This is a genomic window from Streptomyces sp. OR43 (assembly GCF_008042275.1).
GTDB lineage: Bacteria > Actinomycetota > Actinomycetes > Streptomycetales > Streptomycetaceae > Streptomyces.
This window is the reverse complement of sequence record NZ_RDBK01000043.1, coordinates 3,432,807-3,448,110: the sequence shown is the minus strand read 5'-3', so window position 1 is coordinate 3,448,110 and position 15,304 is coordinate 3,432,807. Positions and strand designations below refer to the sequence as shown.

11 protein-coding genes are annotated in these 15,304 nt (G+C 71.3%); 2 read left to right on the top strand and 9 right to left on the bottom strand.

What is annotated here, in order from left to right; all coding sequences use genetic code 11:
* Positions 1 to 88: 88 nt before the first annotated feature.
* Together EAO72_RS34670 and EAO72_RS34665 are read right to left on the bottom strand one after the other, a co-directional pair.
* Positions 89 to 964 carry a GH25 family lysozyme gene (locus EAO72_RS34670; RefSeq protein WP_148021006.1) on the bottom strand — a complete coding sequence of 292 codons (876 nt, stop codon included), beginning with the start codon at positions 962 to 964 and terminating at the stop codon, positions 89 to 91.
* Positions 965 to 1,175: 211 nt separating this feature from the next.
* Positions 1,176 to 1,385 (bottom strand): hypothetical protein, encoded by a 210-nt coding sequence (locus EAO72_RS34665; RefSeq protein WP_187285310.1) that lies wholly within the window; start codon positions 1,383 to 1,385, stop codon positions 1,176 to 1,178.
* A 254-nt stretch (positions 1,386 to 1,639) separates the two neighbouring features.
* Here EAO72_RS34665 and EAO72_RS34660 point away from each other — a divergent pair, with 254 nt between their 5' ends.
* Positions 1,640 to 3,256 carry an adenosine deaminase family protein gene (locus EAO72_RS34660; protein WP_148021005.1) on the top strand — a complete coding sequence of 539 codons (1,617 nt, stop codon included), beginning with the start codon at positions 1,640 to 1,642 and terminating at the stop codon, positions 3,254 to 3,256.
* 64 nt (positions 3,257 to 3,320) lie between these two features.
* On the opposite strand, the gene EAO72_RS34655 is transcribed toward EAO72_RS34660, so the two are convergent.
* Positions 3,321 to 3,920, bottom strand: a complete 600-nt coding sequence (locus EAO72_RS34655; RefSeq protein ID WP_148021004.1) for a dihydrofolate reductase family protein — start codon at positions 3,918 to 3,920, stop codon at positions 3,321 to 3,323.
* 241 nt (positions 3,921 to 4,161) lie between these two features.
* Here EAO72_RS34655 and EAO72_RS34650 point away from each other — a divergent pair, with 241 nt between their 5' ends.
* A complete protein-coding gene (locus EAO72_RS34650) occupies positions 4,162 to 4,962 on the top strand; it encodes an ALF repeat-containing protein (RefSeq protein WP_148021003.1) in 801 nt (266 codons plus the stop codon).
* A gap of 203 nt (positions 4,963 to 5,165) precedes the next feature.
* Here EAO72_RS34650 and EAO72_RS34645 read toward each other — a convergent pair whose 3' ends face one another.
* From EAO72_RS34645 to EAO72_RS34620, 6 genes are all read right to left on the bottom strand, one after another.
* The gene (locus EAO72_RS34645) at positions 5,166 to 6,599 is read right to left on the bottom strand and encodes a hypothetical protein (protein WP_148021002.1); all 1,434 of its coding nucleotides are present in this window, start codon (positions 6,597 to 6,599) and stop codon (positions 5,166 to 5,168) included.
* A 69-nt stretch (positions 6,600 to 6,668) separates the two neighbouring features.
* On the bottom strand, positions 6,669 to 9,749 hold the full coding sequence (locus EAO72_RS34640) for a glycoside hydrolase family 3 protein (protein WP_148021001.1): 3,081 nt from the start codon (positions 9,747 to 9,749) through the stop codon (positions 6,669 to 6,671).
* A gap of 124 nt (positions 9,750 to 9,873) precedes the next feature.
* Positions 9,874 to 11,748, bottom strand: a complete 1,875-nt coding sequence (locus tag EAO72_RS34635) for a discoidin domain-containing protein (RefSeq protein WP_148021000.1) — start codon at positions 11,746 to 11,748, stop codon at positions 9,874 to 9,876.
* Positions 11,749 to 11,862: 114 nt separating this feature from the next.
* Positions 11,863 to 13,281, bottom strand: a complete 1,419-nt coding sequence (locus tag EAO72_RS34630; protein ID WP_148020999.1) for a GH1 family beta-glucosidase — start codon at positions 13,279 to 13,281, stop codon at positions 11,863 to 11,865.
* Between the two features lie 31 nt (positions 13,282 to 13,312).
* Complete coding sequence (locus EAO72_RS34625) at positions 13,313 to 14,326, bottom strand: ABC transporter ATP-binding protein (protein WP_148020998.1); 1,014 nt, start codon at positions 14,324 to 14,326, stop codon at positions 13,313 to 13,315.
* Positions 14,323 to 15,300 (bottom strand): ABC transporter permease, encoded by a 978-nt coding sequence (locus EAO72_RS34620; protein WP_148020997.1) that lies wholly within the window; start codon positions 15,298 to 15,300, stop codon positions 14,323 to 14,325. Before EAO72_RS34620 ends, EAO72_RS34625 begins: the two co-directional genes overlap by 4 nt.
* Positions 15,301 to 15,304 lie beyond the last annotated feature (4 nt).

Sequence of the window (15,304 nt, the reverse complement as noted above, 5' to 3'; positions counted from 1 at the left end):
GACCGGAGCAGCCGGTTACGGCCGCTCCGGCCCGCCACCTCGCGCGGGACCGGGCCCCGGCAGGGTCATCCTCGTCCGGTGTCCGGCGTCACGCGGTGTTGTTGGCCAGCGCCAGCAGGCGGGAGCGGTCACCGCTGAACCGGTCGCGGTCGACGTTGCCCGAGACACCGTTCACCGCGCCGGTCGAGGTGTACTGCCAGACCGTGTAGTAGGGGAAGCCCGAGGGGATGCTGGGGGTTCCGGTGGTCCAGTTCGCCACCCACAGCGGGCTGAGGGCGGACATGCCGCTCCAGCCGCCGGTGCAGGTGTTCCACCAGCTCGGACTGGTGTAGATCACGACGTCACGGCCGGTGCGGGCCTTGTACCTGTTGTAGAAGTCGAGGACCCACTGCCGCATGCTCGCCTGGGAGTAGCCGTAGCAGGTGCCCTCGATGTCCAGCACGCCGGGAAGCGTGAGGTTGTCCCGGGACCAGGCGCCGCCGTTGCTCGCGAAGAAGTCCGCCTGGGCCGCGCCTCCGGAGACGTCCGGCCGGGCGAAGTGGTAGGCACCCCGGATGACCCCGGCGTTGTACGCGTTCAGGTAGTTGGCACTGAACGTCGAGTCCTTGTACGTCAGGCCCTCGGTGGCCTTCATCCAGGAGAACTCGATGCCCGCGCCGCGCACCGAGCTCCAGTTGATTCCGCCCTGCCAGCCGGAGACGTCGATGCCCTCGGGGTTCGCCTTGAGGTTGGCGTCCGCCTGCGCCCCGAGGTGCGGTTGGCGGGTGTCGGGCTTGAAGTCCCTGCCGTCCTGGAGGTAGCCCACACCCATGTACCCCTTGCCGTACGGCACGGGGTTGTCCGGAACGGGCGTCGCCGACGCGGTGCCGGACATCAGACCGAGGAGTAACGCGGCACTCGTGGCGACGACGCCGGCCACGGTGAGTCTCTGGGCGGACTTGACGGAGATGCTCCTGGGGAACATGGGTGGCCTCCTGCTTGTGGGGGGATGTGATTCCGCGACGTTCTACGCGCGTCCAGTTGTCGGGAACACGACATAGTCAGCCACAGGAGCGCACGCGCGGTAAATAGTTTTCGTTCTCCGTTAGTGGTCCAGACCTCCCTATGTCCCGATGAGCTGCGCAAACGACCGGCGCGTGAAAGAAGTTTCCGCATCGATGTGCGCACGTCCGGGCTCAGGCCGTGCCGCGCGTCGCCACCGGACAGATGCGACGCGTCCGGATCTCGTCATCGCGCGCCTCCCGGACTGCGCAGTCGTCGACGCGGAAGCCCGCCTCCCCGGCGGCCGCACGGAGCTCGTCCGCGGTGAACTCCGCCCCGTACACGCGCAGACCGCTGCCGAGTAGATCGTCGACCACCCCGTCACCGGTCCCCTCCTTCGCCACGATCAGGAGCCGCCGCCCGCCGGGGCGGAGCGCCGCAGCCCACGAGGCGAGGGTGGCGGCGCTGCCGGGGCTCCGGCGAGGGCGCGTCGCTGTTCATCCAGGGTCCTGGCACTCCGGGACCCTGGCGGTGTGCACGTCGGCGGTCACGTAGGGAGGGTGAAGACGAGGCGGTCCCCCCACTCGATCGAGTGGACGTGTCCGGTCCCGGCCGCGATTCGGGTGATATCCATCGGAACCGACGCGATCATTCGGCGGTGACCTCAACCATCCGGACGGCACGCCGTCCCAAGTACCCGCTCCTGGCCGGGCTCGGCTCACTCGCCGTACTGACGCTGCTCCCGGCGCTCCCCGCCGAGGCCGCGCCGGGCAACGACGCGTCGCCCTCGGCCGCCGGGTTCACCTCGCCCCGCGAGGTGACGGCCGCCGAGCGCGGGACCGCCGCGTACCTCAACGCCTCGCAGGGCAGGCCCGAGCGGCTGAAGGCGTTCTTCGAAGCGCTGCCCAAGGGCGGCGATCTGCACAACCATCTGTCGGGTGCTGCCTCGACGGAGTATCTGATCCAGCTCGCGATCGAGCGGGGCCTGTGCATCGACGCGACGATGACGGCCGTCGCGCCGCCCTGCGCCACGGGCACGCGGCCCGCGGCCGACGCGCGGACGGACGCGGATTTCCGGCAGCGGATCATCCGGGCCTGGTCCATGCAGGACTTCCCGGCCGACCAGTCCGGGCACGACCACTTCTTCGACACGTTCGGCAAGTTCGGCCTGGCGACGTGGGACCGCGGCAAGCTCCTGGCCGATGTGGCCAACACCGTGGTGAAGCAGAACCAGTTCTATCTGGAGACCATGGTCACCCCGGCCTCGGACAGCGCCAAGAAGCTTGCCGACGCGGTGGGTTACGACGCCGACCTGGCCGCCTTCCACCGCAAGCTCCTCGCCGGCGGGCAGCTCGACCGGGTCGTGAACGAGGCGGTCAAGGAGGCCGATGACGCCAACGCGCAGTTCCGGGCCACCGCACACTGCGACACGAACCGCCCCGACCCGGGCTGCCGCCTGCCCGTCCGCTGGGTCTCCCAGGTCTCCCGGGGAAGCTCCCCGGCGCGGGTGTTCACGCAGATGGCGATCGGCCTGCGGCTGGCCGAGCGCGATCCGAGGTTCGTCGCGGTCAACCTCGTCCAGCCCGAGGACTGGGACAGCTCGCTGAGCAACTACAGCCTCCAGATGCGGATGCTGCAGTACCTGCGCGGCCAGTACCCGGACGCCCATCTCACCCTGCACGCCGGTGAACTGGCCCCCGGCCTGGTCAAGCCCGAGGACCTGACCTTCCACATCCGCGAGGCCGTCCTCGTCGCCGGCGCCGAACGCATCGGGCACGGCGTCGACCTGGTCCACGAGGACGACTGGCGGCGGCTCGCCCGGACCATGGCACGGCGCCAGGTCGCGGTCGAGGTGCCGTTTTCCAGCAACAAGCAGATCCTTGGCATCGCGGGCGACGACCACCCGTTCAACGCGTACCGCCGCTACGGCGTCCCCGTCGTCCTGTCCACGGACGACCCGGGTGTCTCGCGGATCAACATCAGCCACGAGTACCAGTACGCCGCGCAGACGTACGACCTCGGCTACACCGAGCTGAAGGACCTGGCCCGCGCCTCGCTGGAGTACGCCTTCCGCGACGGCCGCAGCCTGTGGGCCGCCGGCTCCGCGCCCTCCGGCTACCGCACCGTCGCCGCCTGCGCCGGCAGCCGGCCCGGCGACGCTCACCCGGGCGCGCGCTGCGCCCGCTACCTCGGCGACAACCCGAAGGCCGCGACCCAGTGGCGCCAGGAGACGGCCTTCGCCGCCTTCGAGCGCGCGCACACCGGTCGCCGCTGACCCCGGGCACACGTCATCAAGGGGTGCGGGGCCGCGGCCCCGCACCCCTTTCCCTTTCCCACCTTCAGTCCTTCGCCGCCGCCGTCCGGTACGTGCACACCCGCACGCCCGCGTCACTGGTGGCGTGCGCGACCAGTTCCAGGGTGCGCAGCCCCCCGTCCGCCGGGAAGATCGACTTCCCGCCGCCGAGCAGCACGGGCATGATCACGAGCCGGAGTTCGTCCACGAGCCCCTCGCCGAGCAGGCTGCGTACGAGCGTGGGGCTGCCCATGACCAGCAGGTTCCCGCCGTCCTTCGCGCGCAGTTCCCGAATCCGTTCGGCGAACTGCTTGCCGGGGACGCGCGCGGTGTTGTTCCACGTCAGATCGTCGTCGCCCAGGGTGTCCGTCACGACGTACTTCGCGATCGCGTTCATCCGGTCGGCGAACGGATCGCCCGCCCGCCCGGGCCACGCCGCAGCCATGGTCTGCCAGGTGCGGCGGCCGAAGAGCAGCGCCTCGGCCGAGCTCATCGCGTCGTCGAAGGCGCCGCCCACCACCTCCGGGTCGAAGAACGGGTGCGACCAGCCGCCGTGCGCGAAGCCGCCGTCCGTGTCCTCCTCGGCACCGCCCGGCGCCTGTACGACGCCGTCCAGGCTGATGAACTCGCTGATGACGATGCGCATGTGGCTCTCTCTCCTCGTGGACCGCGGTTCAGGTGTATGGGAAGTGAGACTGCCATGCCGCCCGAAAGTCATCGCGCACCATCGCGGTGCCTTTCGGGCCGGCCGCCGATACCGGATCTCCGCAACAGGAGCGGGCCCGGCAACAGTTGCCGTCAGTTCCTTGCCGCCGAGGGCTGTTGATCTCCGTATGCACCACGTGGATCCTTCATCCCGACGGACACACGAGCCTGGAGGCACACCCATGAGACCGACCCGCGCCGCACTGCTGGTTGCCGCAGCCGCCCTGACGCCCGCTCTCCTCTTCGCCGCCCCGGCCCTCGCCGCCGGCGCGCCCGCGCCGGCCGCATCCGCCCTGTCCACCACGCCCGTGACACCCACACCGGCCACGGCCTGTCCTGCCGTCCCGTCCGGCACCGGTACCCCCGTCGACGAGATGACCGAGGCCGAACTCCGGGCCGCGATCCAGGGCGTCCTCGCGGACGTGAACGCCGGCAAGGGCGTCCTGCGCGAGGCGAACGAGGCGCTCGGCGGCACGGTGGACACCCTGCGCGCGTTCCTGGAGACGGGCTGTCGCACGGCCCAGGCCGAGGACGACACCGTCTCCGTCCTGCGCATCCTCGGCGTGGCCACGCAGAACGGGGACAAGAGGGTGATGCGGGAGGCCGACAACCTCCTCGACACCCGCGCCCCCGAAGCCCTGCGTGCCTTCCTGGAGACGGGGTACGCCCTGGCCCAGGCCGAGGACGACACCGTGGCGGTCCTGCGCATCCTCGGCGCCGCCACGCAGAACGGGGACAAGAGGGTGATACGGGCGGCCAACGACACCCTCGACGCCCGCACCCCCGAAGCCCTGAGCTCCTTCCGATGGACGGGCTACCGACTCGCCCAGGCCGAGGACGACTCGGTCTACATCGTCCGCATGCTCGCGGACCCGGACATCAGCGACGCCATGTACGCCGCCATCCAGACCGTCCTGGACGACGGCAGCCCGGAGGCCCTGCGCCACTTCCGGACGGTCGGCCAGTACGAGATCGACGGCTGATCGCGGCACGCTCCTCCAGGTGGCGCGCCGCCCGGGCTGACGCCGAAGGCCCCGCGMCGGTCCGTGGACCGTCGCGGGGCCTTCGGCCGGACCGGACCGGCGCCACTTCACCGCGTACTCAGGCCGACGGCACTTCACCGCGTACTCAGAAGGCGCGCGCTCAGACGGCGCGCTCAGACGGCGCGTGCTCAGACGGCGCGTGCTCAGAAACTGCCGCCGCCGAAGTCGCCGCCCCCGCCGAAGCCGCCACCGTCACCGAATCCGCCGCCTCCCCCGTCGCCGAAGCCGCCGCCGAAGCCGGACGAGTCGAAGTCGGAACCGGAGAAGTCGCCGCCGGAGAAGTCGCCACCGCCGAAGTCGCCGCCGCCGTACTCCGCCGCGTACGCCGGTGTGGAGAGCATCGAGCCGAGCATCGTGCCCACCAGCAGACCCGGGAGCAGGCCGCCGCCGAAGTAGCCGCCCGCCCAGGGGCCGTAGGCCGGTCCTGCCTCCCAGTACGGGCGCCGGCTGCCGTCGCCCATGTCGACGGTGCGGCTCATCGGGTCCTCGCCGCTGCGCAGCCGTATCTCGTCGGCGCCGCAGACGGGGACCTCGCGGGCCGTGCCGCCCGACGGCGTCCAGTGGACGTCGGCGACCGAGGGCCCGTGGCGCGGGTCGAAGAAGCAGGGCGGGCGGCGGGCGGKGAGCTCMCCGCCCGAGCGGCGGGCATCCAGGACCGCGAGCGAGTAGCGGCCGTCCTCCAGGGCCTGGGTCACCCCGCGCACGTCGGACGGGTGCCGGGCCTGCGCCATCCGGGACTTCGCGCTCTCGTAGGAGTCGAGGGCGCGTTCGTAGTCGGCGCGCATCGTGTCGTCGGCGCCCGGCTCCGCGGGATGGAAGTCGAGCCGGTCCAGGGTCTCGCCGTAGGCCGTGATGTCCTCGTCCACGACGACCCGGAGCTTGTCCAGCGCGGCCTGCTCCTCGGCCTCCTTGCGCTTCCGGTTGCGGCGCACGATCGTGTAGGCGACCGCGCCGCCCGCGACCACCACCGCGCCCAGGACGATCAGCCCGGCTCCTGCCGAACCGCTGTCGGACGAGGTGCCGCCCCAGGAGCTGGGGGCGCTGCCCCGGGCCTGCTCGACGGCCCGGTCGACGAACGCGTTCAGCTGGGTCGCGGCGGAGGTGTCCGCGCCGGGGGTCTTCACGGCCGCGGTGAGGTTCCGGACCGCCTGCTGCGACATGACCTGCGGGTCGGCGCCCGCGTTGAAGCCGTCGCCGAGGCGGATCGCGTAGACGCCGGTGATTCCGGTATCGGTGCGCAGGGTGCGGAGCACGCTGTCCTCGGGGAAGGCGGCGCTCTGCGGCAGCACGGCCACGAAGACCGGCTTGTCCGCGTCCTTGATCTTCTTCGTCAGGGCGTCGGCCTGCCCCCGGGAGAGCTGGCCGGCCGCTGCCGGATCGACGTAGACGGGGCTCTTGCGCAGCGCCTGGGCCACCTCGTCCACCGTGGAGGCAGTAGAGGCAGTAGAGGCAGTGGTCGCGGCCGTGGCCGCGCCGGTCGCCGCGGGGGCCAGGAGCAGGGCGGCCGCCGACAGCAGAAGGAGGAGTCCCGCGAGGAACGCCGGGACCATGAACGTGGGGAACGACCTGTTCCGCATGGTTCCAAGCTAACCCAAAAGAGTGTAAAACGCGGGCGGGCGGCTGCCCTCGCCGCCCGCCCGCACGCGTCAGGCGGCCCGGTACGCCGCCCTCAGCTTCGCCACCGCACCGGTCAGGTCACCGGTGAGCAGCAGGTGGTCGGCGTCGGCGAACGGCTTGGCCACCGCTTCCGTCACCTTCCCGCCGGTCTTCTGCTGGACCAGCAGCCGGGCCTGGCCGACGATGGTCCGGCCCACGTCCGTCCGGCCGAGGCCGGTCCGCTCCGCGACCTGGGCGGCCAGCGCGAGCGCGCCGAGCGTCAGCTCGCCGCCGGCCGGGGGCTTCTTCAGCGTGGTGAGGCCCCAGCCGTACGGGAACTGCGGGTCGTACGCCGCGTCGCCCACGTTGATGGGCAGCTGCGCCTCGGACTTCGGCCAGGTCACCGGAAGCTGTCCGGTGAAGGCGCGCTTGCCGAAGAGCACGTCGGCCACACCGTCGCCCTCGGTGCCCGGCAGCCAGGAGGCCACCAGGGCGTCGATGCCGTCGAGCCGGTCGCCGATGAGCTGCGGGCGGCCCGAGACGATCAGGACGGCGCACTTCATCGCGGCGCAGACCTTGTCGACCGCGGCCTTGTCGGCGGCGGACAGCTCCAGGTCGTGGCCGTTGCCGACGTCGCCGATGCCCTCCGCGTACGGGGTCTCGCCGACGACCACGACACCGACGTCGTATCCGTCCGTGGCGGCCGAGGCGTCCTTGGAGTACGTGACCGAGGCGGCGTCCTTCTTCATGGCCGACAGGATCGTGGTGCCCGGGGTGATGTTGCCGGACGAGCCCTGCCAGCTGACGGTCCAGCCGCCGGCCTGGTTGCCGATGTCGTCGGCGTTGGAGCCGGCGACGTACACCTTCTGCGTGGACCTCAGCGGCAGCACGCCGCCGTCGTTCTTCAGCAGCACCTGGGACTTGGCGGCGGCCTCGCGGGCCACGGCGCGGTGTTCGGCGGACCCGACCTTGTCGAGGTTGGACGTGTCGGCGTACGGCTTCTCGAAGAGGCCCAGCCTGAACTTCTGCGTCAGGATGCGGGTGACGGCGTCATCGATCCGGGCCCGGGTGATGCGGCCCGCGGTGACCTCGTCCTGGAGCGTCCTCGTGAAGTCCTTGTACGCCGTCGGCACCATGATCATGTCGAGTCCTGCGTTGACCGAGGTACGGACGTCGCTCGCGTAGTCGCCGGGGATCTGGTCGATCGCCTGCCAGTCGCTGATGACGAAGCCCTCGAAGCCCATCCGGTCCTTCAGCACACCGTTGATCATCGCGGCGTTGGCGTGCATCTTCACCGGGCCCTCGTCGTCCCCGAGGATGTCGAGCGAGGAGTACGACGGCATGACCGTGCCGACCCCGCGCTTGACGGCGTCGTCGAACGGCGCGAGGTGGACGGCTTCGAGCTCCTGCCGGGTGACCTTCGTGATGCCCTGGTCGATGGGGTAGGAACCGGTGGTCGAGGAGCCGTACTCCGTGCCGCCGTCGCCGACGTAGTGCTTGGCGGTGGCCAGCACCTTGTCGTTGCGGTCCAGGTCCTTCCCGGACGCGGCGCCCTGCATGCCCTGGATCACGGTCTCCAGCGACTCGACGAGGGCCGGGTCCTCGCCGTACGCCTCGTAGGCGCGGCCCCAGCGGTCGTCGCGCGAGACGCAGAGGCAGGGGGCGAAGTCCCACGGGATGCCGGTCGCGCGCACCTCGTTCGCGGTGACGGCGCCGGTCTTCTCGACGGTCTTCGGGTCGCGGGTCGCGCCGAGTCCGACGTTGTGCGGCATGATCGTCGAGCCGATCACGTTGTTGTGGCCGTGCACCGCGTCCACGCCGTAGATCAACGGGATCTGGAACCGGGTCGCCCGGGCGCGCAGTTGGTAGGAGTCGACCATCTTCGCCCACGCGGCGGGCGTGTTGGGCGTGGGGACGGAACCGCCGCCGGAGAGCAGCGAGCCGAGGTCGTAGGTGGCGATGTCGCCCTGCGAGCTGAGCGCGTTGCGCTCGGCCTGCGTCATCTGGCCGGCCTTCTCGGCGGGCGACATCCGGGCGAGCAGGTCGGCGACCCGCTGCTTCACCGGCAGCTTCGGGTTCTGGTACGGCAGCCCGTGGGCGTCGATGACGACCTGCGGGTTCTCCTTCGGCGGCTTGGCGCCGGTGACGGTGAGTTCGAGCGGGACCGTCTTCGCGGAGGCGGCTCCGGTGATCTTCTTCGTGGTGACGGAGACCCGGTGCGTGGTGCCGGAGGCGGTGCCCGCGGGGAAGGTGTACGTACCGCTGACCGGCGTGTAGTCGGTGCCGGACGCCCCGCTTCCGCCCTTCGTCTCGTACGCGACGGTGACGGGCTCGTCGAGCGGGAGCGAACCGGTCGTGGAGACGGAGAGGTCGATGCCGGCGGTCTCGCCCTGCGTGACGGGGTGCACGGCCGCGTCGGTGACGACGCTCGCCTTCAGGGCGGCGTCGGCCTTCCCGTACAGCTCCATGCCGTCGATGGCGAACGTGCCGGGGCCGCCGGGCGGCAGGGTAAGGGCGTAGCCCCACATCTCGTCGAGGCCGAGGACCTGGTCGATGCCGCCGACGGGCTGGTAGTCGCCGCGGTAGGTGAAGTCGGCGAAGGGGATCTCGACCTGGTGCCAGCCCTCCCAGTCGTCGGTGAAGGAGGTGGTCCACAGTTCGGAGGCCTCGCCGTGGGCGCCGCCGTCCTTGATCTCGAAGCTGATCTTCTTGCCCGAACCGGGCGGCAGGGGCGCGGTGTTCTGGCCGTACCACCAGAAGCGGATGCCCTTGTGGGCGGACCAGTCGTGGGCGGGCTGATCGGCCGCGTAGTCGTGGCTGAGCCCCCCGTAGCCGCTGATGTCGTAGGAGCCTTCGAGGACCTTGGCGCCCTCGGGGGCGTCCGTGCGTTCCTTCAGCGCCAGGGTGGGCGGATCGTCGGCGTCGCCGCCCCAGGTGAAGATGCCCTCGGCGGGCTGGTTGGCGAAGGGAACCTCGCCCTCGAAGCGGTCGATGGCGACCGGGGCGGGTTCGTCGGCGGCGACGGGCGCCGCCGCGCTGGGAACGGCGCCGGCGAGCAGGCCGGCGAGGACGGTCGCGGCGGCCAGTGCGGCGGTCGCGGGTCTCGCCCGGTGACGGGTGCGGGGTGGCATGTGCGGCTCCTCGGTGCGGTGGCCGCGCGCGGCACGGCGGTGTGGACGCTGTGCCGCGCGCGGGTAGGGGTGTGACCTGGAGGTGCGGGGGGTGGTGGTCCGGTGGTCTTCTTCCGCCGGCGGGCTACTTCTTCTGCTCGACGCGCACCCAGTCGATCTCCGCCTTGACGCCGCCCTGCGCGATGCGGTCGACGCTGGACTGCGGGAGGCCCCAGTAGGGCGTGGTGACCTTGTTCCAGCCCGCGGGGTACGCCCCGCCGAGGGCCAGGTTGAGGATCACGTACTGGTTGTGGTCGAAGACCCACTGGCCGCGGGTGGATTCGAGCTTCTGCCGGGAGGTCGTCTGGACGACCCGGTCGTCGACGGTGAACGTCATGCCTTCGGGCGTCCACTCGACGCCGTAGGTGTGCCACGCGTCGGCGCGGCCGCCGTCCGGGTAGGTCTGCTGCTTGCCGATGTTGCCGTCGGCCGAGTAGCCGGGGCCGTGCAGGGCGGAGCTGGTCCAGTCGCCGTAGCCGATGTTCTCCATGATGTCCGTCTCGCCCGAGCCGGGCCACGAGACGGACGGGTCGTCGACGTCGCTGCCGAGCATCCAGAAGGCGGGCCAGAAGCCGTCGCCGACCGGCAGCTTCATGCGGGCGCTGACCTTGCCGTACGTGAAGTCGAACGTGGTGTTGGTGTCGACCCGGCCGGAGGTGAAGTCGAAGGTTCCGCCCGGCGTGGGGGTGCACGCCTTGCAGTACTTCGACTCCAGGACGAGGGCGCCGTTCTCGGTGCGGATGTTGTCCGTCGAGTCGACGTAGGCCTGCGACTCGCCGTTGACGGGGCCCATCTCCGTGCCGGTGCGCACCACCCGCCACTTGGAGCGGTCCAGGCCCGAGCCGGTGAAGTCGTCGAAGAAGGTGGTGCGGTACGTCCCGCCGGGGTCCTTGGGCAGGGCCGGGTAGGCGGCGTCGGCGCTGCCGCCGGTGCCCCAGACCTGGAACTCGTAGAGGGAGTAGCCGAACTGGGCGGTGGACGGTGCGGGGTTGTAGAAGGAGCGGCGCTCCACGCCCAGCATCCGGACGTAGCGGCCGGTGGCGGGGGTGGGCAGGGTGATGGTGTCGTGGCGTCCGGCGGCCTCGCCCGGCGCCTTCACGTCGGCGCGGCGGGCGGCGACCTCGGCGGCGGAGAGCTGGTGGACAGTGCGCCAGGTGCGGTTGTCGTCGGAGACCTGGATCCGGTAGTCGACGGCGTAGGCCGCCTCCCAGTACAGGTCGACCGTGTCGATCGTGGAGGTGGCGCCGAGGTCGACGCCGACCCAGCGGTCCGCGTTCCAGTCGCTGGACCAGCGCGACTGGTCGGCCTTGAGGTCGGCCGGCCAGCCGCCGTCGGTGACGTAGGCCGGTGAATTGCCCGCGTGCTGGTAGAGGTCGCCGTACGCGGGGTGGTTCAGGGCGAGGTTGGTCCGGGTCGTGGAGGCGGGGGCCTGCTCGCCTCCGTACACCTTGAAGGAGTACAGGGAGTAGCCCCAGGCGGTGGCGCGCTGGATGCCGCGCATCCGGACGTAGCGGCCGGTGACCTCCTGCGGGTAGGTGTGTGCGGTGACGCTGCCGCCGGTGCCGTCGTCCTCGGTGTAGAAGGGGGTCCAGTCGGTGCCGTTCCTGGACACCTCCAGGACGTACCTCTTGCCGTAGGCGGCCTCCCAGTCCAGGGTGACCTGGCTGATCCGGATGACCGAGCCGAGGTCGACCCGGATCCAGGCGTCGTCGGCGAAGTCGCTGGACCAGCGGGTGGCGCCGTCGCCGTCCGCCGCGGCTCCCGGGCCGGTGGCCTCGTTCTCGCTGCCGGAGGCGGTGACGGAGCCGGGGTCGGCGGCGTGGGCGGCGGCCGCCCGGTCGGTGTCCCAGGCCGCGGCCCGCGCCGCCGGCCGGGGTGCGGCCGGGGCGGCGAAGGCCATGGGGGCGGCGAGGGCGATCAGTGCGGCGGTGGTGGCTGCCAGAGTCGTACGAGAGGGCACGGTGGGGCTCCCGTTCGTATCCATGGGGTCCGCGCGGCCACGCGCGCGKGCGYGGCCGGGCCGGTCCGGCGGATCAGGGTCGGACAGGGCTCGGCCACGCACGCGCGGGCGCGGCTACGCGTTGCGGGTGAGGTGGATGGTTTCGCGGTACCACTTGGCGCTGTCCTTGAGCGTCCGCACCTGCGTGTCGTAGTCGACGCGGACGATGCCGAATCGCTTGTCGTAGCCGTAGGACCACTCGAAGTTGTCCATCAGCGACCAGGCGAAGTACCCCCGGACGTCGGCCCCTTGGGCGCGGGCGTCGGCGACGGCGGCGATGTGGTCGGCGAGATAGGTGGTGCGGTCGGCGTCGTGGATCGAGCCGTCCGCGGAGACGGTGTCGTCGAAGGCGGCGCCGTTCTCGGTGATGACCGTCGGGAGGCCGTAGTCCTTCTCCAGACGGACGAGCAGGTCGGTGAGGGCGGTGGGGGTGATCTCCCAGTCCATGGCGGTACGGGGCAGGTCGCGCTCGACGACACGGGTGACGGGCAGGCCGTCGGCGCCCCGCACCGCGCCCTCCTCGGTCACGCCGGAGAAGAGCGAGCCACGGTAGAAGTTGACGCCGAGGACGTCCAGCGGAGTGGAGATGGCTGCCAGGTCGCCTTCCTGGACCGGGAGTTCGACGCCCTGGGCGGCGAGGTCGGCGACGATGTCCTCGGGGTAGGCGCCCTTGACGACCGGGTCCAGGTAGAGGCGGGCGCCGAGTCCGTCGGCGCGGCGGGCCGCCTCGGCGTCCTCGTGGCTGTCGGTCTCGGGCGTCGCGGTGCCCAGGTTGAGGGTGATGCCGAGTTCGAGGTCGTTGCCGCGTGCGGCGGCCTGCTCCCGCAGGTACTGCGAGGCGAGGCCGTGGCCGAGCAGCAGATGGTGGACGGCGTGGATCGCCTCGCCGAAGTTCTTCCGGCCGGGGGCCTGGTTGCCGTAGGCGTAGCCGAGCATCGCCGAGCACCACGGCTCGTTCAGCGTGGTCCAGTGCTTCACCCGGTCGCCCAGTGCGTCGTAGGCGAGGGCGGCGTACTCCGCGAAGCGGTACGCGGTGTCACGGGCGGGCCAGCCGCCCGCGTCCTCCAGCTCCTGCGGCAGGTCCCAGTGGTAGAGGGTGATCCACGGGGTGACGCCCTTGGCGTCCAGCTCGTCGACCAGGCGCTTGTAGAAGTCCAGGCCCTTCGCGTTGGCGGGCCCGCGGCCGCCCGGCTGAATGCGGGGCCAGGCCAGCGAGAAGCGGTACGTGTCGACGCCCAGGCCGGCGATCAGCGAGACGTCCTCGGGCATCCGGTGGTAGTGGTCGCAGGCCACGTCACCGTTCTCGCCGCGGACGACCATGCCCGGCACCCCGCAGTACGTGTCCCAGATCGACGGCGTCCGGCCGTCCTCGGCCGCCGCTCCCTCGATCTGGTAGGCGGCTGTGGCGACGCCCCAGCGGAAGTCGGCGGGCAGACCGGGTACGGCCAGGGCGGCGATCTCGCGGGCGTAGGCCTGAGGGGTGACGGGGTTCATGGTTCTCCTGTGGTGTGCGGGGCGTACGGCGCTACGGGCGGGCGGCAGCCGGGGCCGGGGCTTCCTTGTGGAGCCAGCAGGCCACCGCGCGGGAGCCGTCCCCGTCCGGCGCCGCGAGCACCGGGACGTGGGTGTCGCAGCCCTCGACCTTCTTGGCGCAGCGGGGGTGGAAGGCGCAGCCGGCCGGCATCGCGGACAGGTGCGGGGGCGAGCCCGGGATGCCGCTGAGTTCGCGGCGGGGGCCGTGCAGCGCGGGGAAGGAGTGCAGCAGTCCGTCGCTGTACGGGTGGCGGGGGTCGCGGTAGATGTCGGCCGCGCCGGCCTCCTCGACGATCCTGCCGCCGTACATGATCGCGATCCGGTCGGAGAACTCGATGAGGAGGGAGATGTCGTGCGTGATGAAGACGACGGAGAAGCCGAGTTCCTCGCGGAGTTTGACCAGTTGGCGCAGGATCTGGCGCTGCATGACGACGTCGAGCGCCGTCGTGGGCTCGTCCATGATGACGATCTCGGGTTCCAGGGCGAGGGCCATCGCGATCATCACGCGCTGGCGCATGCCGCCGGAGAGCTGGTGCGGGTAGGCGCCGAGCCGGTCGGCGGAGATGCCGACGAGACGCAGGAGTTCCTCGGCCCGTGCGGTGCGTGTGCTCTTCCTCATCTCCGGGCGGTGTGCCTGGAGTACGTCGGTGAGCTGGCTGTGGACCGTGTGCACCGGGTTGAGGGAGTTCATCGCGCCCTGGAAGACGATCGACAGCTCCTGCCAGCGGAAGGCGCGCAGTTCGGGCGCCGACAGGGTCAGCAGGTCGAGTGCCCGGCCGTCGCGCTGGTGGTAGTGGACCTCGCCGCCGGTGATCACGCCGGGCGGGGAGAGCAGGCGGGTGACGGCGTAGGCCAGGGTGGACTTGCCGGAGCCCGACTCGCCCGCGAGACCGAGGACTTCGCCGCGGTGGAGGGTGAGGTCGATGTCCCGCAGCGCGTGTACGGCGTCATCACCGGTCCCGTAGTCCACGTTGAGGCCGCTGATGGTGAGGACGGGCTCGCTCATGGGCGGGGCTCCTTCTTGGACGTGCCGGTACGGGCCACGGGCGTGAAGCCGACGCGCATGCGGACCTTGCGGGAGCCGCCGGTCTCGGTGCGCAGGCGCGGGTTGACGAACTCGTCGATGCCGAAGTTGATGAGGGCGAGCGACATGCCGAGCAGCGCGATGCAGAGCCCGGCCGGGACGAACCACCACCAGGCGCCCTGGGCGAGGGCCTGGTTGGACTGCGCCCAGAACAGGACGGTCCCCCAGTTCCAGTTGGAGATGTCGGCGACGCCGATGAAGGCGAGCGTGATCTCGGAGAGGATCGCGAAGATGACGGTGCCGACGAAGCCGGAGGCGATGACGGCGGTCAGGTTCGGCATGACCTCGAAGAAGATGATCCGCCAGGTCGGCTCACCGGTGGCGCGGGCCGCCTCGACGTAGTCGCGGCGGCGCAGCGAGAGCGTCTGGGCGCGGAGCACGCGGGCGCCCCAGGCCCAGGAGGTGAGGGCGATGACGGCGGCGATCAGGAGGTCGCCCGTGTCGGAGACGAAGCTGGCGATGATGATGATCAGAGGCAGTCCGGGGATGACGAGGAAGACGTTGGACAGCAGCGAGAGCACTTCGTCGGCGGTGCCGCCGAGGAAGCCGGCGCTGACGCCGATCAGCACGGAGAGGATCGTGGCGATGATGCCGGCGACGAAGCCGACGACGAGGACGCCGCGGGTGCCGACGAGGATCTGCGAGAGCACGTCCTGACCGGTCTGCGTGGTGCCGAACCAGTGGGATCCGGAGGGCGGCTGGAGCAGTTCGTTGCTCATCGTGTCGGGGTCGTACGGGGCGATCCACGGGCCGATGACGGCGAGCAGCACGAAGAACAGCAGGATGCAGAGTCCGACGACGGTCTTGCGGCCGCGCAGGAAGCGGAACCTGCGCTTGCCGGCTGCCGGGGTCTCGGACGCGTCGAGGACGGCGGCCTCGGATGCGATGACGGCCATGAGC